Source organism: Pannonibacter sp. CBAS1226 (assembly GCF_055685825.1).
This window is the reverse complement of the sequence record NZ_JBVOUO010000005.1, coordinates 216,560-236,282: the sequence shown is the minus strand read 5'-3', so window position 1 is coordinate 236,282 and position 19,723 is coordinate 216,560. Positions and strand designations below refer to the sequence as shown.

18 protein-coding genes are annotated in these 19,723 nt (G+C 64.2%); 4 read left to right on the top strand and 14 right to left on the bottom strand.

The genetic code is table 11. The features are described 5' to 3' along the window. Positions 1–36 precede the first annotated feature (36 nt). Together AC0CMF_RS15810 and AC0CMF_RS15805 are read right to left on the bottom strand one after the other, a co-directional pair. Positions 37–1,296, bottom strand: a complete 1,260-nt coding sequence (locus tag AC0CMF_RS15810) for an ABC transporter ATP-binding protein (RefSeq protein ID WP_058898365.1) — start codon at positions 1,294–1,296, stop codon at positions 37–39. Between the two features lie 33 nt (positions 1,297–1,329). Beyond that, entirely contained in the window at positions 1,330–2,250 is a 921-nt protein-coding gene (locus tag AC0CMF_RS15805) for an ABC transporter permease (RefSeq protein WP_082206007.1), read from the bottom strand. A 342-nt stretch (positions 2,251–2,592) separates the two neighbouring features. Between AC0CMF_RS15805 and AC0CMF_RS15800 the strand changes: the two genes are divergently transcribed. Beyond that, positions 2,593–3,147 (top strand): sugar transferase, encoded by a 555-nt coding sequence (locus AC0CMF_RS15800; RefSeq protein ID WP_094462588.1) that lies wholly within the window; start codon positions 2,593–2,595, stop codon positions 3,145–3,147. 2 nt (positions 3,148–3,149) lie between these two features. Here AC0CMF_RS15800 and coaBC read toward each other — a convergent pair whose 3' ends face one another. Further along, positions 3,150–4,379 carry a bifunctional phosphopantothenoylcysteine decarboxylase/phosphopantothenate--cysteine ligase CoaBC gene (gene coaBC, locus AC0CMF_RS15795; RefSeq protein ID WP_374629684.1) on the bottom strand — a complete coding sequence of 410 codons (1,230 nt, stop codon included), beginning with the start codon at positions 4,377–4,379 and terminating at the stop codon, positions 3,150–3,152. An 11-nt stretch (positions 4,380–4,390) separates the two neighbouring features. Further along, the gene (locus AC0CMF_RS15790; protein ID WP_374629683.1) at positions 4,391–5,653 is read right to left on the bottom strand and encodes a penicillin-binding protein activator; all 1,263 of its coding nucleotides are present in this window, start codon (positions 5,651–5,653) and stop codon (positions 4,391–4,393) included. Positions 5,654–5,773: 120 nt separating this feature from the next. On the opposite strand from AC0CMF_RS15790, the gene rsmI reads away from it, so the two are divergent. Both rsmI and AC0CMF_RS15780 read left to right on the top strand, forming a co-directional pair. Next, positions 5,774–6,703, top strand: coding sequence for a 16S rRNA (cytidine(1402)-2'-O)-methyltransferase (gene rsmI / locus AC0CMF_RS15785; protein ID WP_374629682.1), 930 nt, complete (start codon positions 5,774–5,776; stop codon positions 6,701–6,703). Further along, a complete protein-coding gene (locus AC0CMF_RS15780; RefSeq protein WP_019964223.1) occupies positions 6,700–7,086 on the top strand; it encodes a YraN family protein in 387 nt (128 codons plus the stop codon). The genes rsmI and AC0CMF_RS15780 overlap by 4 nt, the downstream gene beginning before the upstream one ends. 43 nt (positions 7,087–7,129) lie before the next feature. Here the strand turns inward: AC0CMF_RS15780 and AC0CMF_RS15775 are convergent, their stop codons facing one another. The 10 genes from AC0CMF_RS15775 to AC0CMF_RS15730 form a co-directional block, all read right to left on the bottom strand. After that, positions 7,130–7,324, bottom strand: coding sequence for a DUF2256 domain-containing protein (locus AC0CMF_RS15775; RefSeq protein ID WP_200901754.1), 195 nt, complete (start codon positions 7,322–7,324; stop codon positions 7,130–7,132). Positions 7,325–7,326: 2 nt separating this feature from the next. Further along, positions 7,327–8,958 (bottom strand): FAD-binding domain-containing protein, encoded by a 1,632-nt coding sequence (locus AC0CMF_RS15770; protein WP_374629681.1) that lies wholly within the window; start codon positions 8,956–8,958, stop codon positions 7,327–7,329. Between the two features lie 68 nt (positions 8,959–9,026). After that, on the bottom strand, positions 9,027–9,536 hold the full coding sequence (locus AC0CMF_RS15765) for an MmcB family DNA repair protein (RefSeq protein ID WP_374629680.1): 510 nt from the start codon (positions 9,534–9,536) through the stop codon (positions 9,027–9,029). A gap of 51 nt (positions 9,537–9,587) precedes the next feature. Continuing rightward, positions 9,588–10,715, bottom strand: coding sequence for a hypothetical protein (locus AC0CMF_RS15760; protein WP_374629679.1), 1,128 nt, complete (start codon positions 10,713–10,715; stop codon positions 9,588–9,590). A gap of 316 nt (positions 10,716–11,031) precedes the next feature. Beyond that, positions 11,032–12,816, bottom strand: a complete 1,785-nt coding sequence (locus AC0CMF_RS15755; RefSeq protein WP_374629678.1) for a SulP family inorganic anion transporter — start codon at positions 12,814–12,816, stop codon at positions 11,032–11,034. Between the two features lie 326 nt (positions 12,817–13,142). Beyond that, positions 13,143–14,036: an MBL fold metallo-hydrolase gene (locus tag AC0CMF_RS15750; RefSeq protein ID WP_374629677.1), complete on the bottom strand. Its 894-nt coding sequence runs from the start codon at positions 14,034–14,036 to the stop codon at positions 13,143–13,145. Positions 14,037–14,059: 23 nt separating this feature from the next. Continuing rightward, positions 14,060–14,518: a YeeE/YedE family protein gene (locus tag AC0CMF_RS15745; protein ID WP_122522442.1), complete on the bottom strand. Its 459-nt coding sequence runs from the start codon at positions 14,516–14,518 to the stop codon at positions 14,060–14,062. 5 nt (positions 14,519–14,523) lie between these two features. Next, positions 14,524–14,955 carry a YeeE/YedE family protein gene (locus AC0CMF_RS15740; RefSeq protein ID WP_050473613.1) on the bottom strand — a complete coding sequence of 144 codons (432 nt, stop codon included), beginning with the start codon at positions 14,953–14,955 and terminating at the stop codon, positions 14,524–14,526. A 105-nt stretch (positions 14,956–15,060) separates the two neighbouring features. Beyond that, positions 15,061–17,082, bottom strand: a complete 2,022-nt coding sequence (locus AC0CMF_RS15735; RefSeq protein WP_374629676.1) for a bifunctional DedA family/phosphatase PAP2 family protein — start codon at positions 17,080–17,082, stop codon at positions 15,061–15,063. 145 nt (positions 17,083–17,227) lie between these two features. Then, complete coding sequence (locus tag AC0CMF_RS15730; RefSeq protein ID WP_019964234.1) at positions 17,228–17,701, bottom strand: arsenate-mycothiol transferase ArsC; 474 nt, start codon at positions 17,699–17,701, stop codon at positions 17,228–17,230. A 287-nt stretch (positions 17,702–17,988) separates the two neighbouring features. Between AC0CMF_RS15730 and AC0CMF_RS15725 the strand changes: the two genes are divergently transcribed. Next, positions 17,989–19,674: a tannase/feruloyl esterase family alpha/beta hydrolase gene (locus AC0CMF_RS15725; protein ID WP_374629675.1), complete on the top strand. Its 1,686-nt coding sequence runs from the start codon at positions 17,989–17,991 to the stop codon at positions 19,672–19,674. Positions 19,675–19,723 lie beyond the last annotated feature (49 nt).

Genomic DNA, 19,723 nt, shown 5'->3' with positions numbered 1-19,723 from the left:
TATGTCCTTAGACAAGAGCGCAAATCTTCGCGATTATCAATCCAGTTTTGAGCAGGTCCAGTCCAGCTTCGGAAGGATGTATCCTTCCCAGCCGCCAAAATAATCACCGCGCAAAACACCGGAATCGGTAACTTCAAATTCGGCTACATTGTCGAATCGGCGTTGATCTGTGTAGCTGTCACTCCACAAGAGAACAACCAGCGTATATCTGCCCTCCCGCATTAGGTGCTTGGGGATTGTCACCGTGCTCCGGTAAGCACCCAGCGGCCGGGGCTTGCCGTGCCAGTTGGGCTCGTGATTGCTCAATGATCCAAATACGCAGACGCCTGCAGAATTGAGAATGGCCACGGTTGCACCAATCTTGGCTCTGTCGCGCACGTTCCAGTAGTCAATGTCGATGTGAATGTCTTCACTGTTCTTCAGCCTGTAACGTTCGCTGTTATCCTCGCCGCGGATGACAACTTTTTTTAGGCGGAATGTCTCGTTGCCGGGAGCGCTCTCGGGATTTTCAAAGTCGACCATGGAATCGAGAGAAGAAACCTTCTCGAGATAGGCATCGACGATGTCATCGGTGGATCCATCATGGGTGATCTGCCCGTCAGCCAGCAAAATAGCTCTGTTGCACAGGCTGGAAACCGAGGCCATGCTGTGGCTGACAAACAAAACCGTCCGCCCGCTGCTCGCCTCCCCATGCAGCTTTCCGACGCATTTCTTCTGGAACTCGGCATCCCCAACGGCAAGAACTTCGTCGATAAGCAGTGTTTCGTGTTCCAGATGTGCAACGACGGAAAAGGCGAGGCGCGCATACATGCCCGAGGAGTAGAACTTCACAGGCACGTCGATGAACCGCCCGACCCCTGCAAAGTCGATGATCTCGTCCATCTTCTTGCGGATCTCGTGCTCGTGCATGCCTAGAATTGCCGCGCTGAGCGTGATGTTCTGGCGCCCCGTCAGGTCAGGACTGAAGCCTGTGCCGATTTCGAGAATGGAGCCGATGCGGCCCTTGATCTCGATGCGGCCGCGCGTCGGCGCGGTTATCTGAGCAAGGATCTTCAGGAGCGTTGATTTCCCGGCGCCGTTCCTGCCGACGATGCCGATCACATCGCCCTTGTTCACGGTCAGATTGATGTCCTTAAGCGCCCAGAACTCCTGCCGTGCGAGCGCAGGCTGCGCCTCCTGCGGCTTCTTGCCGAACAGGCTGCGGAGAGAATTCCTGATGCGGCTCGCAGGCGTCGGCGTCTGGCCAAGCACAAAGCGTTTCGACAGGCCCTGAATTTTGATGACTGGTTCGCTCACTGGTCTTGCCTGACTTTCATTCGCATTCTGGGCTTACATCTTGTCGGTATAGGCGCGCTGCACTTCGTTGAAGTAGTAGAGCGCCCACAGCACAATCGCAACAGACACGGCTCCTGATGTTGCAAGCGCAGGCATGTCCGGAGGAGGCGCACCATAGATGGTCCAGCGGACGCCACTGATGATCGTTGCCACAGGATTGAGATGGAGCAGGAAGAGGAAGCGGTCGGGAACCAGACTTGGCGGATAGATGACGGGAGATGCAAACATGCCGATCTGCAGGATGATCGGGATCACCATGGGCACGTCCTTGTAGTGGATCGACAAGGCCGAAAAGAGCAAGCCAATCCCCGCCCCCAGAACCAGGGCCCATAGAAGGAACGGAATTGCCAGCAGCGTCAGAGGCGAGAGTGCATGAGTTTGCACCAACACAATTATTACAATTGAAGAAAAAAGAAATATCGAATCAAATAGAGGCGTTCCCATTGTGCTTAAAACAACAGAAAGCCGTGAGCAGTATATCTTCGAAAGAAGCGCACCATTGGTACGAAGACCATTTGAGACGTTGTTCAGCGCACTGGAAAAAATCGTCCATGTAACGATGCCGCAGACCACAAAAACGCTGTAAGGAACGCCGTCTGACGGCACACGGGCCAGGAAACCAAGAACAACAGACAGGATGGCAACCGTTGCAAGGGGCTGAAGAAGTGCCCAGAATATTCCCATATATGCTTGGGAATACCTGACTTTAATGTCGCGCCAGGCCAGCCAGTACATCAGGTATCTGAAGCGGTAAGCCTCAGATAGACCGAGCCCAGGTTTGATCTCGACGGCATCAATGACTTGGATCTGGTTGGGGTCGCGGTTCAATGTCGGGCCTGCGTCGAATGTGGTTGGATCGCTGAACTCTGTGCGGCTATCCGCACCTCCAGCTTGTAACCAAATGGCTGGGCCCATCCAAATGCAAAATGTCCAGCCACCTGCGAATGGCCTCCCTTCAGGACACCGGCGCAAACTAGTCACAGGCCAATAGGGCGAAAAGGCGTCATCTCATGCCAAGTCTTCCGGCGCTGACGCATCACGCCTTGAAAAGGCTCAAGTGCCACATGGGCTTGACCAAATCCCGATGAGCCAAGCTCATCTGGATTTGGTATCAGGCTCTTTCCGCTCATGAGCAGGATGGGCTTCCGGTGACTATCGCGCACCGGAGCTGCTATAGCCCTCTTGCTTCCTTGCGGAAGATGCCGTTGCTGATATCTCCGGCTTTCGCAATTCGTTTTGCTGGGACTATGGTGCAGCATGATTCGTGCTTTTGATGTGATCCTGTCCGCGCTCGGGCTGCTCTGTGGCTTGCCGGTTCTGGCTGTTCTCTGTGTGGTGGGCTGGTTTGACACGGGCTCGCCATTGTTCCGGCAGGAGCGGGTCGGGCGGGGGCAGAGGCCGTTTATCCTCGTCAAGTTCCGCACCATGCGGCCGGATACGGCCTCCGTGGCCACCCATCAGGCCGATCCGCGTGCGGTGACGAAGCTGGGGCATTTTTTGCGGCGCACAAAGCTAGATGAGCTGCCGCAGCTCTGGAACGTGCTGAAGGGGGAGATGAGCCTTGTCGGCCCGCGTCCCTGCCTGTTCAACCAGACAGAACTGATCACTGAACGCGCGGCGCGCGGCGTCTTTGACGCGCGGCCGGGCATCACCGGGCTCGCCCAGATCAACGATATCGACATGTCCACGCCGCAGCTGCTGGCGGAAACCGACGCGCGGATGCTGAAGGACCTGAGCCTTTCCGCCTATTTCCGCTACATCCTCAAGACCATCAAAGGATCGGGCAGCGGCGACCGCATCCGCGCCGGCTGACCTCAGCCCTCAGCGGTGTCCAGCGCCGCCGCGATCCGTGCCACCAGCCGCCGGGCGACTTCGGTTTTGCCGAGGGTTGGCCAGTCCTCGATGCCGTCATGGGTGACGATGCGCACCGTATTGGCGTCGCCGCCCATCACGCCCGTGGACGGGCTGACGTCATTGGCGACGATCCAGTCGGCCGCCTTGCGCTGCAGCTTGCCTTGCGCATTGGCGATGAGGTTCTGCGTTTCGGCGGCAAAGCCGACGACGAGCCTTGGCCGGTTGCCGGCAAGGTGCCCGACCGTGGACAGGATGTCCGGGTTTTCGACCAGCGCGAGGGCAGGGGGCTGGCCGGAACCGTCCTTCTTGATCTTCTCGCTGCCTTCCTGCGCCACGCGCCAGTCGGCGACGGCTGCGGCCATGATGGCCACGTCGGCGGGCAGGGCCGCTTCGACGGCCGCGAGCATTTCCTTCGCCGTTTCCACAGGGATGACCGTGACGCCGGCCGGATCGGGCAGGGTGACGGGGCCGGAAATGAGCGTCACCCGGGCACCAGCTTCGGCAGCTGCTGCAGCAATGGCGTGGCCCTGCTTGCCGGAGGAACGGTTGGCGATGTAGCGCACCGGATCAATCGGCTCGTGGGTCGGCCCGGAGGTGATGACCACATGCTTCCCGGCGAGAGGCCTGGCAGGCAGCGTGCTGCCAGCTTCCAGAAGCTCAAGCGCCCTTTCGGCAATGGCCAGCGGCTCGGCCATGCGGCCAAGGCCTGCCTCGCCGCTTTCGGCCATTTCGCCGCTCTCCGGGCCAATGAAGGCAATGCCATCGCTTTTGAGAGTGGCCACATTGCGCTGCGTCGCCGGGTGGGCCCACATGGCCGGGTTCATCGCCGGGGCTACCAGCACGGGCCGGTTGGTCGCCAGAAGCACGGTGGTGGCGAGATCCCCGGCAAGGCCCTGCGCCATCTTGGCCATCAGGTCCGCCGTGGCTGGCGCCACGATGATGAGACCGGTGTCACGGGCCAGGCGGATGTGGCCGACATCCTGTTCCGCCTCCCGGTCGAAGAGGTCGGTGTAGACCTTTTCAGCCGTCAGCGCCCCGGCGGCCAGCGGGGTGATGAACTGCTGCGCGGCGGCTGTCATCACCACCTTCACCCTCACGCCGCGCTCACGCAGGCGGCGGATCAGGTCCAGCGACTTGTAGGCAGCGATGCCGCCGCCGATGATCAGGAGAACCCGTTTTCCGCCGGTCATGATGGGCTTTCTCAGCTGGGGCTGCGGAAGTCGCGCGGGGCCGGGGAGACAGGCTTCACGCCCGAACCGGTGATTTCATAGACCGCGAGGCCACGCTCGTTCTGGCCGTTCGGCAGGAAGCGGAACACGCCGTCGATGCCGAGGAAGCCGTCGCGGTTGGTCAGCGTCTGCGTGGCAAAGCGCTGGGGCCCGGCGGAGCGCACGAGCCCGGCGGCCAGGATGGTGCCATCATAGGCGAGCGAGGCATTGCGCGGCGGCGGGCTGCCATAGGCCGCCTGATAACGGCTGGCCAGCGCGTCAAAGCCGCTTTTTTCCGGGCCGGGGAACCAGGCGCCGGCCATCATCGGGCTGTTGGTCACCTGCTGGGTTTCCCACTGGCCGCTGCCGAGCAGCTTGACCGTGCCAAGGTTCGCCCCTTGCTGCACCAGCGTCTGCACCACGAAAGGCGCGACGCCACCGCCCGCAGGCACAAACAACGCGTCGATCTGAGGCAGGTTCGGAGCCAGCTGCTGCGCCTTGGCCGCCAGATCCGACGTGTCGCTGCCCGTCAGCTTGTAGCGCTGGATGGCGACGATGCGCCCACCCACACGGCCCACTTCCTGACGGAAGGCCGCTTCGGCGACGGCGCCATAGGCATCATCCGGCAGCAGGGCGGCAAAGGATTTGCGGTTCTGCTGTGCGGCGTAACCGATGATCCGGCGCACGTCTCCGGCAGGCAGGAAGCTGAGCAGATAGACGCCGGGGGCTGCAACAGCCGTGTCGCTGGAGAAGGCGACGATCGGGATGCCGGCATTGCGCGCCGCATTGGCAGCGCCGGTGACGGCGGGAGCAAAGACCGGCCCGAGCAGCAGCTCGGCCCCTTCCGACATGGCCGCTTCGGCCGCTGCGCGCCCGCCTTCCGCCGTGCCTTGCGTATCCTTCACCAGAAGCTGGATGTTGGAGCCCTGAAAATCACTGATCGCCAGCTGTGCGGCATTCTTGAAGGTGGTGGCGATGGAGGAGGCCGAACCGCCGCCGCTGAGCGGCAGCAGCAGGCCGACGCGAATCGATCCGTCGCCAATCATCTCGCCTGCCACGGTGGGCGCGGCCGGGGTGGCCGGGAAGGAGGAGCCATCCTGCACCGGCCCCATGGTGGAGGGCATGCAGCCCGCCAGAAAGCCGAGCACCCCGGCAAGGGCGGCAAACCGAAGCCGGCTCCGGCGCAGAAAGCCGCGTCCGGACGCATGTGGGGATGCTGTTTTCATGCCCTTGGCGGCTTCAATCGTGTTTTGCACTATGGCCTCCTCGCGTCCGCGTTCAAAAACCTTTACGAATTCAGAACGTTCCTGTCCAGTTTCACGAGACTGGATCATGTGTTGGACAGCCCTCAAGCTGTTGTTGCCCGGAGTTTTGACATGACGATGGCTGAAGCCCCGCCAGAACGGCGTTATTTCGTTGCCGGACAGGTGATCGAGGCGCCCCGGCAGGAGGCCGCGCTCTATGTCGTCTCGACGCCGATCGGCAATCTTGGTGACATTACCTTGCGCGCGCTGGAAACGCTGGCTGGCGCAGATGTGATTGCCTGCGAGGACACGCGCGTCACGGCAACGCTGGCCCAGCGCTTCGGCCTGCGGGCACCGCTTCTGCCCTATCACGAGCACAATGCGGAGCGGCAGCGCCCGCGGCTGCTGGCGGCGCTGGCCGAAGGCAAGGCGGTGGCGCTGGTCTCCGATGCCGGCACGCCGCTGGTCTCCGATCCGGGCTACCGGCTGGTGCGCGATGTGCTGGAAGCAGGCCACCGGGTCATCCCCATTCCCGGTGCCTCCGCGCCGCTTGCCGCGCTGGTCGCCTCCGGCCTGCCCAGCGATACGCTGCTTTTTGCGGGCTTCCTGCCGCAGAAGGCGGGTCAGCGCAGCCGCAGGCTGGCGGAGCTGGCGGCGATACCGGCCACCCTTGTCTTTTTCGAATCGCCCCACCGGCTGGCCGCCTCTCTCGCCGCCATGGCTGAGGTGCTGGGCGACAGGGCTGCGGTGGTCGCCCGCGAGCTGACGAAGAAGTTCGAAACCTTCCAGCGCGGCACACTGGCGGAACTGGCGGCTTTCTATGAGGACAACCCGCCCAAGGGCGAAATCGTCGTTCTCATCGGCCCGCCGGAGGTGCTGGCTCACGAGGAAGACGCCGCCGATGTGGAAGCGCTGCTCACCGAGGCCCTTGCCGGCATGCCCGTTGCCGCCGCAGCCAAGGACGTGGCGAAGCGCACGGGGCTGGACCGGAACGAGGTTTACAAGCTGGCGCTGGCGCTGAAGGCAGCCTCCGGGGCTGACGGGGAAGAGACCGGATCATGACGGAACGGGGGCGGCGGCAGAAACGGCGGAAAGCCTACCGGCTGGGCCATCTGGCCGAGAGCCTCGCCGCCCTGTCGCTGCGCCTGCGCGGCTGGCGTATTCTGGAGCGCCGCTTCAAGGCCTCGACCGGTGAGGTGGATCTCATTGCCGAACGGGGCGATGTGGTGGCCTTCGTCGAAGTGAAGGCCCGGCGCACCCGCACTGCGGCGCTGGAGGCCGTCACCCCCACCGCCCGCAACCGCATCATCCGTGCCGCGCAGATCTATCTGCTGCACCATCCGCATCTTGCCGCGCAGACGCTGCGGTTCGATCTGGTTCTGGTCGTGCCCTTCCGCTGGCCCGAACATGTGGTGGACGCCTTCCGCCCGGACGGGCTGGCCTGAAGTCTCGCGCTGGTTTTGCGTCTGGAGCCGGAGACGGCAGCCTCTAGCGCCTGCGGGAGGAACTTTGCGTCTCCTCCTCCGGATCTTCAGCCAGCGGGCTGCCGCCTTTGCGCGTGCTCCGGCAGCGGTCCGAACAATAGAGCACGTTGTCCCAGTCGCGGGCCCATTTGCGCCGCCAGGTGAAGGGCCTTGCGCAGGTGCGGCAGGTCTTGACCGGCAGATCGGATTTCTTGCGCATCTTCATGGTCTGCCCTTGCCCTCCTCCTGCGGCAGCAGCAGGCCGAAGCTGAGCTGGGCAGTGGTGTCTGCCGGGCGTTTGCATCCTCCTCCGCCATCGCGGCCCCGGCGGGTGATGCCGGACTTGCGGCTCCCGTGCCGCTCCTGAATGGTGTCAGCCGCCTTGTGAAATTCACGGTCCTTGCGCAAGGACCAGACCTTGTCCCGCGCCGCCCGGGCTGCCGCCACATGATCCACCACCGGCAGCGGATAGGCCTTGTCCAGCACGGCGCCCGCGTTGGGGGCCTTCCAGGGCTCGTGCAGGAAAGCGTCCGGAATGGCGCGCAATTCCGGCACCCAGCGGCGGATGAAGCGGCCATCCGGGTCCTGATCCAGCCCCTGCTTCACCGGATTGTAGATGCGGATGGTGTTGATGCCCGTGGTGCCGGACTGCATCTGCACCTGAGGCCAGTGGATGCCGGGCTCATAATCGGTGAAGCAGCGCGCAAGATGCTCCCCCGGCGTGCGCCAGTCCAGCCACAGGTGATAGCTGGAGACGGCCATCAGCATGGCGCGCATGCGGAAGTTCATCCAGCCGGTGGCAAGGAGCGCCCGCATGGTGGCATCCACGAAGGGCAGGCCGGTTTCACCCTTCATCCAGGCCTCCAGCCGCGCCCGGTCCGGCTCGCGCGGGCGCAGGCCGTCATGGGCAGGATGCAGGTTGCTGACCTCGATGCGCGGCGCATCCTCCAGCTTCTGCATGAAGTGGCAGTGCCAGTGCAGCCGGGCGAGAAAGGAACTGACGGCATCGCGCCATGTGGCCGCACCCGGCGCATCACCTGCAAGAACCAGCTGGTTCAGCCGGTCTTCCGCCCGCTGCGTAGTCTCGCGCAAGGAAAGCGTGCCGAAGGCGATGTGCGGCGACAGGCGCGAACAGGCGTCGAAGCCGGAGACGGGGCTCGACATGCCGGATCTGTAGGTCTTGCCACGCCGGTGCAGGAAGCTCTCAAGACAGGCAAGGCCCGCCTTGCGCCCGCCGGGCTGGCGCTGCGGACAAAGGTCCGGCGCGAGGCCAGGACCGCCCGCCGGGGGCAGGGGGCCGGGATCAATGGTGAGGCCAAGGCTGGAGAGCGGAGTGAGCAGGGGTTCCGGCAGCAGGGGCGTGCGCATGTCATGGTCCCAGCGCGCGGCCCAGCCGTTGCGGCTCGCCAGACGGCGCACCGCGCCGGTCTGGCGCGGCTCATACCAGGGGATGCCTTCGGCCCGTACAAAGGCCTTCACCGCCAGATCGCGGCGGAAGGTCCACAGATTGCCGGTTTCTTCATGCGACCACAGGGCGGCAATGCCCCGCGCCCGGTGCAGCGCGGAAAGCACCGGCACGGCCTCGCCCGTGCGGATGATCAGCGGCTGGCCCAGCCGGGCGAGCGCCTCCCGCAGTTCTTCAAGGCATTCGCGCAGAAAGGCGAACTGGCGGCCGGACATGTCCGGCTGCGCCCACAGCCCCGGCTCCACGATATAGAGCGGCAGCACCGGCCCAAGGCGGGCGGCCTCGAACAGGGACTGATGATCAAAGGCGCGCAGATCCCGCTTGAACCAGACAACCTGCAGGCCGAGCGAGGAGGAGGATGTAGGGGCCGTGGCAGGTGCTGGTGGCATGACGGGTTCTGGCAAGGGCGTGGTTCGCGTGGAGACTTTCCCTCTTACGCCAGCCCCCGCGCCAAGGATCAGAGCACGCTGGCGATGGCCCTTGCGTCCGGGTCCAGGAGGTCATGCAGGCGCAGGGCGGCCTGACGGGCAAAGCGGGAGGTCACGGCCTTGCGGGTGGCGGCGGCCAGGGGATGGTGCGGAGCCTCGCGCAGGATATCCGCCGCATAGCCATCGGACAGGATCAGCCCCGCCTCTTCCGGGAAGATCTCCGCCGGCACATCCACATGGGTGGCGAAATAGAGCCGGTCACAATGGGCGCGGTAGTCCGGCCATTTGCTGTCCGCGCGCAAATCCGCGATGGAGGATTTCACCTCGATGATGATGATCTCGTGCTTCGGGCCCAGCGCGATGAGATCGGCCCGCCGCCCGGAGGCCAGCGTCAGCTCGGGCAGGCAGGCAAAGCCCTGCAGGCGCATGAGCCGGGCCGCCCCGCGCCAGACCTTGAGCGCCGTTTCGGACTGGCGCCCGTCCGTCAGCGGGTCATCAAGGGCAATGCGGTTGGTATGGGCAAGGTCAAGCGGGTTCATCCTGCAAATGTTCCGCATTTGTTCGAAAAATGCAAGAGCTGTCCCTGCATTTCAGCTTTCCGGCAGGTTGATGCCAAGCGCCCCCGCCAGCGCCAGAACCTTTGCGTCATGGGGCATCTGCACGGCGAGAGACCTCAGCAGGTCCGCCGCTGCCTCCTGTCTTCCGAGGTCCGCCATCCAGCGGATGCGGGCGAGCGTCAGGTCCTTGCGCCAGCGCTTGGGCAAGGCGGCAAGGCCGGGATGGCCGGCAATCTGCGCTTCGGCCTGTGTCATCAGGGCAAGGGCGGATTCCAGATCTGTGCGCGCGGCAGCTGCATCCGCCCGGAGACGCAGGAGGCCGATGTGATCCGGGGCGAGGCCTGCCAGATGCAGAAGGTCGGATTCCTCGGGCACGACGCCTTGCGCCAGCAGTTCGGCGGCCTGCGAAAACCCGGCATGGAACGCAGGCGGCAGGGGCTGCAGCAGATCGCGGGCGGCCAGTTCGGCAGCCGGATCGCGCTCAAAGGTGCGGATGATCTTGCGGATCACGTTCAGCGCATAGAGGTGATCATGGCTGGCGTGGCAGGAGGCAAGCTCATGCACGTGGATGCCAGCCATCGCCGGAACTTCCGCCTTGCGGCTCAGCACCCGCGCCGCGCCTGCGGCATCGGCAGCATCGAAATGGCCGAAGTAGAGATGCAGCGGATGGGCGGGCGGGGTCTCAAGCCTTGCGAACTCCGGTGCAAGCGCCAGCGCCTCTGCTGGCGTCCCGGGTGAGGCAAGACCATAGTCCGCGCTCTGGGTGCCGGGCCGTCCGGGCTCCAGCTCCGGGCCGAAGCTGTGCACCTCGCCATCTCCCCGGCGCAAACCCGCCGCCAGCGCCGCATGGCCGCCCATGGACGAGCCATAGTGGATGATGCGCGAGGGTTTCGCCTCGGCGACAGAGGCATCAATCGCCGCGTCGATGGCCTCTGTCTGCCCCTCATACCAGCGCCAGCGCAGGTCATTGAGGAAGAGGCAGGCGTGGCGCGTGTCCATGAACAGCCGCTCCAGCCCGAACCGCCCCTCCGGCACGCGGACCTGCGAATAGACGACGGCCAGAATGCCGCTCCCGCCGCTCTGCGGGCCAGATACGAACCGCTGCCGCAGGCTCGCTTCGGGCGGGTCTTGTACGGGAGTATGTGGAGGCATCTGTTCCATGGCCGCGACCCTTGCCCGGGTGAAGTGCGGAAGGCAAGTGAAAGGTGAGGCGTGTAAGAACGGTTCCTGACGGGACGGAGATGCACAGGACCCTATGATTATGCTGCCGGTCTCCAAACGCTCTCCGCGCCGCCCCGGCCCCCGAGCCGGGGCCTGTAAGGCTGCCGCCGCATCTCCGGCATCGGGCCAGGCCTTTCAGCCGGCAATTCCCGCCGCAAACAATCGCTCTGCGCCCCTGACAGGTCCCGGCACAAGGCCGGGACGGCGCGGTGGGCAGGAGGGCGCCTGCCCGCTGGCCCCTGTCAAACCCCCTCCCTCAAATCTCCGGCCCCTCCCACAACGTGCTCATGGCGCGGCGTTTGGGGTGGCGGGATTCGGAAACGTGGGCGGTTTCGGGATCAAGGCTGCACAGGGCGTCATATTGGGTGAGGAACACCTGACCCGTGAGATGCCGGGTGAAATCGGTGCGGTTCAGCCGGTCCATCACCGGGCCCTTCACCTCCGAGAGGTGGAAGGTGACGCCGGAATCCTTTAGCCGCCGGTTCAGTTCCTCAAGGCTTTCAAAGGCGCTGGCGTCGATCACGTTGACGGCGGTGCACATCAGGACCACGTGGCGGATCGCCGGGCGCTCGGCCACCAGTTCGAGAATGCGGTCTTCCAGATAGCGGCTGTTGGCAAAGTAGAGGCTTTCATCGACGCGGACGGTCAGCACCGTGCTGCCGGTCACCACCTTGTGGCGGCGCACATTGCGGAAGTGCTCGGTGCCCGGCACGATGCCGACGACAGCCATATGCGGGCGGCTGGTGCGGAACAGATAGAGCAGCACCGACAGGATGACGCCCGTGGTGACGCCCGCTTCCACACCCACCAGCAGGGTGACGAGAATGGTGGCGGCCATGGCGGCAAAGTCGCTGCGCGAATAGATGAAGGTGCGGCGCAGGGCCGGAAAATCCACCAGCGACAGCACGGCGACGATGATGGTGGCGGCAAGGGTTGCCTGGGGCAAATTGGCGAGAAGCGGCGTCAGGAACAGGGTGGCCAGCGCAATGCCCACGGCGGTATAGGCGCCTGCTGCCGGGGTTTCGGCGCCTGCATCGAAATTGACGACCGAGCGGGCAAAGCCACCGGTCACCGGATAGCCGCCCGAAATGGCCGAGGCCACATTTGAGGCGCCAAGGCCGATCAGTTCCTGATCCGGCAGGATGCGCTGGCGCTTCTTGGCTGCCAGCGTCTGCGCCACGGACACCGATTCGACAAAGCCGATGACGGAGATGAGCAGGGCAGGAACCAGAAGGTCCAGCCACAGCTTTGCGTCAAAGGGCGGCAGCACGGGCGTTGGCAACCCGCCGGGAATATGGCCGACAAGCTTCACCCCCTCATTGCCGAGGTCGAAGGCCGCAGCCAGTAGGGTTGTCACGGCGACGGCCGCGACAGGACCGGCCTTGGCGATGCTATCGGCGAGCCTTGGCTTCAGTCCGGCACGGATCAGAAGCGGCTTCAGCCCCTTGCGCACCCAGAACAGGAAGCCGATGGCGGGAATGCCGATGGCAAGCGTGATGAGATTGATCTGGCCCAGATTGGCGGCCAGAGACGAGGTGATTTCCACCAGCGTGGTGCCGCCGCCCGGCACGCCGAGAATGTGTTTCAGCTGGCTGGCAGCAATCAGCAGGCCCGAGGCGGTGATGAAGCCGGAGATCACCGGATGGGACAGGAGATTGGCGAGAAAACCGAGGCGGAACAGGCCCATGACGATGAGAATGAGCCCGGAGAGGAAGGCAAGCGCAATGGCCGCGCCCAGATATTCCGCCGTGCCCTGCGCCGTCAGTTCGCCCACCGCAGAAGCCGTCATCAGCGACACCACCGCTACCGGTCCCACCGCCAGTGCCCGGCTGGTGCCGAAGATGGCATAGGCCACCAGCGGCAGGATGGAGGCATAGAGCCCGACCTCCGCCGGCAGCCCCGCCAGCAGCGCATAGGCCAGCGACTGCGGGATCAGCATGATCGTCACGATCACGGCGGCGATGAGATCATTGGTGGCGGCCGCCCGGTCATAGGTACGGCCCCAGTCGAGGATCGGAAGATAGCGCTGAAGCCGGTTCATTGGGGGCTCGCTGGAGGGAGAAAACGAAGAACATGTCTTTTGCTGGCACAGAGTCTCCGCCCCCCTCCCCCAAGGTGGGGAGGGGTGAGGGGTGGGGGGCTGTGAGACAGCAATTTAGGGCCACGTCTGATCTAGTTGCAAAAGAGCTGCCGTAGGGTGACCCACTGAACTCGTGCCGGGCTGAGTGTCTGCGCCCCCCGCCCCTCACCCCGCCCCACCAGGGGGCGGGGGGCGGTGAAGCCCTGCCATGAAACACGCCTTCAGGATCGTTCCGCACTGTGATCAAGACTTGCATTCATTCCTGACGCTTTGACCGCAAACGCTCCTTAAAGCCCGTTGACCGGAACCTTGAGGAAGGTCTTGCCGCTGTCATCGGCGGGGGGAAGCTGACCGGCGCGCATGTTGACCTGCAGCGAGGGGATGATCAGCTTCGGCATGTCGAGTTCGGCATCGCGCGCCGTGCGGAAGGCGATGAACTCCTCGCGGGTCTTGCCGCCGCCCACGTGGATGTTATGCGCCTTTTCCTCGCCCACCGTGGTCTCCCACTGGATGTCGCGGCCATTGGGGCCGTAGTCGTGGCACATGAAGAGGCGCATCTCGTCCGGCAGGGCGAGCACCTTCTGGATGGAATCGTAAAGCGTGCCGGCATCCCCGCCGGGAAAATCGGCGCGGGCGGAGCCGCCATCGGGCATGAACAGGGTGTCCCCCACAAAGGCGGCATTACCCATCACATGGGTAATGCAGGCCGGCGTGTGGCCGGGGGTGTAGATGGCAAAGCAGGTCATGCTGCCCACCTGATAGGTGTCCCCATCCTCGAACAGCCGGTCAAACTGGCTGCCGTCGCGCTGGAACTCCGTGCCCTCGTTGAAGATCTTGCCGAAGGTTTCCTGCACCACGGAGATCTGGCTGCCGATGCCCAGATTGCCGCCCAGCTTGCCCTGGATATAGGGCGCGGCAGACAGGTGATCGGCGTGCACATGGGTCTCGATCAGCCATTCCACCCTGAGGCCGTTCTCCTCGACGAAGTGGATGATCTGGTCCGCCGAGACATAGCTGATCCGCCCGGCGGCATAGTCGATGTCCATGACGCTGTCGATGATGGCGCAGGCCTCCGAGGCCGGATCCTTCACCACATAGCTGATGGTGTTGGTCAGCGGATCAAAGAAGGCGGTGACCTCGGGGTTCACCGTCATGTCAACCGGATAGGACTGCGTGCTCATGGTGTTTCTCCTGAGGGGTCAGGTCATTCGCCGGATGCGAGCTTCGGACGCGCCGGTTTCTGCTGCGCCTGCAGCATGCCGATAGCCCGGGCAGCCAGCATGCCCGCGACGACGGCCGCAAAGGCGATCCACGGTTCACTCTGGCCAAGCCCGAGCGCGGGCACAAGCCCGCCGGGGCAGAAACCGGACAGGCCCCAGCCGATGCCAAAGACGGCCGCGCCGCCGATGAGCTTCGGATCGATATCTTTGCGGGTGGGCACGAGATAGCGCGGGGCGAGCAGCGGCGCGCCGCCCTTGCGGAAGAGGATCTGGTAGCCGGCGGCTGTCACGGCGAGGGCGCCGCCCATGACAAAGGCGAGGCTGGGGTCCCAGGTTCCGGCAATATCGAAGAAATTCAAAACCTTGGCCGGATTGGCCATGCCCGACAGCAGGATGCCGAGGCCAAAGACAACGCCGATCGCAAAGGCAGAGAGAATACGCATGGGTCTCAGCCTCCGAAAACGTGACGGACAAGGAAGACGGTCACCGCGCCGGTGGCCATGAAGGTGAGCGTGGCGGCGATGGAGCGGGCGGAGAGGCGCGACAGGCCGCAGACCCCGTGGCCGCTGGTGCAGCCGGAGCCGAAGGTGGCGCCGATGCCAACCAGAAATCCGCCGGCCACCAGCGCAAGTGTGGAAACCGGCACAGCGATCTGCGGCATGCTGCCGGTCGCGGCCATGACGGTGAGGGGAGCGGCGATCATGCCGGCGATGAAGGCCATGCGCCAGCCGCGGTCACTTTCGCCCGAACCCGGCAGAAACCCGCCCAGAATGCCGGTGATCCCGGCAATGCGGCCATGAACGGCCATCAGGGCAACGGCGGCAAGGCCGATGAGTGCGCCCCCTGCCAGCGACAGGAGCGGCGTGAATTCGGTTGGCATTCTGACCCTCTCTTCATATGCCTGAAGGCGGCCGAAAACGGCCACTTGTTTCATACATAAGAAACTAAGCGGGCCATGCCAAGACGTATTTTCAATTAAGTGAAACTATTGAGCCGCCGGTGGCGGGGCAGGGACGAGGGTCACCGCCGATCCATCCGGGCGCTGGCGCTCCGTCGCACCCGGCAGCTGCAGGAAGGGATTGCGGTCCGCCGGCGGGGCGGCCTGTTCCGTCTTGGGGGCGGAGAATTCTCCCAGAGGATGCAGGATCTCTTCCGAAATGATACCGCCCGCATAGAGGGGGCTGACGTCCTCTCCGCTCCCGATGACGAAGCTTGTGGGCCACAGGCGCAGCACCTGACGGATATCGTCCTTCTTGTCCGGCGCATGGCTGTTGCGGATCATCACCAGGGCGGCATAGCGTCCATAATGGGTCCGCGGCAGGGCGGGCAGAACCTCCGCGCTGGTCTGGCCTTCAATGAACCCGGCCGCAGATCTTACGGTCCAGGCCGGAGCCTTTTGCCAGCCCTCCTGTTCCAGCCGGCGGGCAAGGGTGCCGAGATCTCCGGCATATTGCACGATCAACGGCTCTTCATCATCGCCGCTGAGGCCGACGCGGCGCGGGGCAACGCGGGTCCAACCGCTGTCCAGCCAATCCGCCTCGTCAAGCACCTGCTCGTTCGGCACGGGGCTGTAGGTGGCAAGCGCTGCAGGCAGGTTGCGTGTGATGTGCCAGCCGCCGAACACCACGAAGGCACTGGCGACAATCGCCACCAGCACGCCCCGGCCCACCTTTTCGTTGTGGACATGGCCAAAGACGAAGGCAAAGGCGGCGACCATGGCGGTGCCGAACAGCAGGCCCGCCAGCACATCGCTGGTCCAGTGCACCCCGAGATAGACCCGGGAGAAAGCCATGGTCAGCACATAGATGGCGGTGATGGTGAAGATGCCGGCCTTGGACCAGGCCGAGCGCTCATGGGCGATCAGCACGGCAATAATGCCGAAAATGACGGTGGTGACCGTCGTGTGGCCGGAGGGAAAGCTGAAACCATGTACACCGTCGCCAAAGACATTGGGCCGGTCACGCACGACGAGAGCCTTCATCAGCGGCACGAACAGCGCCGTCGTGCTGACGGCGATGAGGAAACCGGTGCCCCGGCGCCAGGCCTTGCGGCCAAACAGATAGGCCGCGACCAGCAGCGCAAAGATGGTCAGCAGAAAACCATCGCCCAGCATGGTGATGGGCACGAGGATGCGGTCACCCAGCGGCGAGCGCAGGCTCTCGAACAGGTTGCGGATCGCCAGATCCGCCTGGGTCAGGCTGTCGCCCGGCGTCAGCTGCGTCACCAGCCAGAAGAAGGCGGGCATGGTGATGATCAGCAGGAGCGCGGATGCCAGCATGCCGGTGGAGCGGGGATGCTGCGGATCGAAAGAGCGGGCCACCCACTGCGAGACCGGGCCGGGACGGCGGGCAAACCAGCCGATGATGGCGCCATGGGTGCCTGCGAACAGCGGAATGATGATCTGGATGAGCCAGCGGCCCAGCATGATCACGACAAAGAGGATGACGCAGAGCACGCCCAGCATCACCGCCAGACGGCCGCTGACCTCGCCGATGGCACTCAGCGCCGTGCCGGCAATGAAGCCGGGTCCGAGGTGCGAGACGGCCCAGGCAATGGCCGAGGTGACGTTGACGAACGTGAAGTACCAGGCATCCATGCCCACCATGCCGGCGATGCCCGGCACGACGGATTTCACCCCCGGCACGAAGCGTCCGATGAAGACGCTCTTGCCGCCATGCAGGCGGAAGAAGGCTTCGCCCCGCTCCATGATGCTGGTGTAGCGGGACAGGGGCCAGACATTGCGCAGCCGGTCCTTGTAGAAATAGCCGACCCAATAGGAAATCGCGTCGCCGACAATGGCACCACAGGTCGTCCATAGAAAGATCGACACCGGATCGAGCTTGCCGAGCCCGGCAAGCGCGCCCGCACCAACCAGAACCACGGTGCTGGGCACGAAGAGGCCGACAATGAAAAGGGCCTCGCCCATGGCGATGAGGAAGCAGATGAGCCCGGCCAGTTCCGGATTATCTCCGAGGAACGTGACGATCTGATTGAGATACTCGGTCAAGAACGGCTTCCACCTGATCGCAACACTTTAGGCCTCACACGCATGGCTGCAGGGTTCTCGGGCCAAGGCCGCCTGCATATAAGTATCGGCCTATGTGCTCAACAGGTATCTAGCACCAGAAAGTTTCGGCAAGGTGCACGCGGTCTCAGCAAGAGGCAAGAAGCAGCTCCTGCGCCTGCCGGTGCACGGGCGGTGTCTGCTGCGCAAGCGTCTGATCAATGCACCTGCGAATGCGCCGGAAGTACTCGCTGCAGGCCGCAAGGCTTTCCGGACGGCTGTCAGCCTCGCAGGCCGCCACCTGCCACAGGGTGCGGCGCGGGTTGCCCGGCCAGTCCGGCTGATGGCCGCCGGCCACACTGTCCGTCAGCGCCACCACGCGGTCGGGCTGCGGCGCATGGGGCAGCATGAAGATGTCCCAGCTCTTGGGCTCAAGGCCCTGCGCATCCAGGCCATGGTCCTGCAGCAGGCGCCGCACCAGCGGATGCAGTGTGCCGCGCGGATTGGGGCCCGCAGAAAAGGCACGAATCCCCTGCGGCGCAAGGCTGTTCAGATAAGCTTCGGCCAGCGGCCCCAGCAGGGCGTTGTCCGGACAAACGAAAAGCACAGTCGACGGGGTCATTCCAGGCCTCTTCGAATCATCGCCCCTTGGGCGCCTGTTTAGTCAGATGACACTACGGACGTGTGACAGCGGCAGTTCGTGCAAACCCGGACGCCGCGGCACGGCCGGCAAGGTGGCGGGCGTATGGCTGTAGTGCGGTTTTGACTTGTCCAGCCAAAAGGACGCCCGTTAGCATACGACCTGCAATACGGATTGCGTCCGGACTGCACTTGCTGGCTGTGACCACAGGAGGAGCTGAGTCACAGGCAGGAAACGACGCAGACCGGATTTTGTTTCGGGAGGACGGAATGAAATTCAGACAAGCCTTGCTTGCCAGCCTGCTGGCGGCGCCCCTGCTGCCTGTGGCAGCCACGGAAAACGTGCAGGCGGCGGCAGATTGCGCCGCCGCTGCGGGCCTGTTCCAGATCGAGGGGCTGGACGTCACCGGCAGCGAAGCGGTTGCCAGGGATGCCGCGATTGGCCGCTCCGATATGTCGCCCATTTCCCATTGTGCGGTTCAGGGCAAGCTGGACCAGCGCACGGGCGTGGATGGCCAGACCTACGCCATCTCCTTTGAACTGCGCCTGCCGGAAAACTGGAACGGCGGCTTCGTGCATCAGTTCAATGGCGGCAATGATGGCCGCGTGGTGCCCGCCCTTGGTCAGGTGCTGGGCGGCGACAGGAGCCAGACGGCGCTTGGACGCGGTTATGCGGTCGTCTCCAGTGATGCAGGGCATGATGGCGCAGCGGTGAAGGATGCAGGCCTTGCGGGCGGCGCGCGCTTCGGCTTCGACCCTCAGGCACGCAGGGACTATGGCTATGGTGCCGTGGCCCGGCTCAACCCGGTGGCGTTGCAGATGATCGAGGCCTTCTACGGCCAGCCGGTGCAGCGGTCTTACGGGCTTGGCAGCTCCAATGGCGGCCGCCATGCCATGGTGGCTGCGGAACGGATGCCCGATGCCTTCGACGGGCTGCTGATTGCCTATCCCGGTTTCAATCTGCCCAAGGCCGCCGTGCAGCACGCCCACGACCTGCAGGCACTGGCCGCCATCTCCGGTGATATCCGCACGTCCCTGTCAAAGGACGATACGGATGTTCTCGCCAGGGGTATTCTGGACGCCTGCGACGGGTTGGACGGACTGAAGGATGGTCTGGCGCAGGATATCGATGGCTGCCAGAAGGCCTTTGATGTCTCCGCGCTTGCCTGCAAGGCCGGGCAGGAAACCGGCTGCCTGAGCCAGCCCAGGATTGATGCGCTGCAGACGATCCTCAAGGGGCCGCACAACAGCAAGGGCGGGCAGCTTTACGCCCCCTGGGTCTGGGATGCCGGCATGGCCTCGTCCAACTGGCGCATGTGGCGGGTCAACAGCGAAGCGGAAGCTTTTGCCAATCTGCCGCGTATCGTGGCGCTGGGTGCTCCTTCGCTGGCGCAGATCTTCACCACTCCGCCCACCCGCGTCGAAGGATCGCCCGAAGCTTTGATGGCCTATCTTGCCGCCTTCAACTTCGACACGGACGCGCCGAAGATCTTTGCGAAGACGGATGAGTTTCCCGAATCCCCCATGGAGTTCATGACCCCGCCGGGCGCGGATAATCCGGATCTGACTGCGTTCCGGGCTGCCGGAGGCAAGATTGTCCTGTTCCATGGGGCGGGTGATCCGGTGTTCTCGATCCGCGACACGGACACCTGGTTCGAACGGCTTTCGGCCAATACAGGCGCAGAGCTTGATGGCTTCATCCGCTATTACCGGATTGCCGGCATGCCTCATGGCGCCAGCGGCCCCACGGCAGACGGCTTCGACTTTTTCGCCTCTCTGACGGACTGGGTGGAAAAGGACAAGGCTCCCGGTGCGGTGGTTGCCTCCGTGACGGATGGCAACAAGGAGGGCATCGGGGCGCTGGGCAAGGTGACGCGCAAGCTCTGCCCGCATCCGCAGGTGGCCCGCTACACCGGCAGCGATCCGGCTTCGGCGGAGAGCTTCACCTGCCAGTGAAACCCCGTAATACCAAGGCTTTCGACGCTGACGCATCACGCCTTGAAGA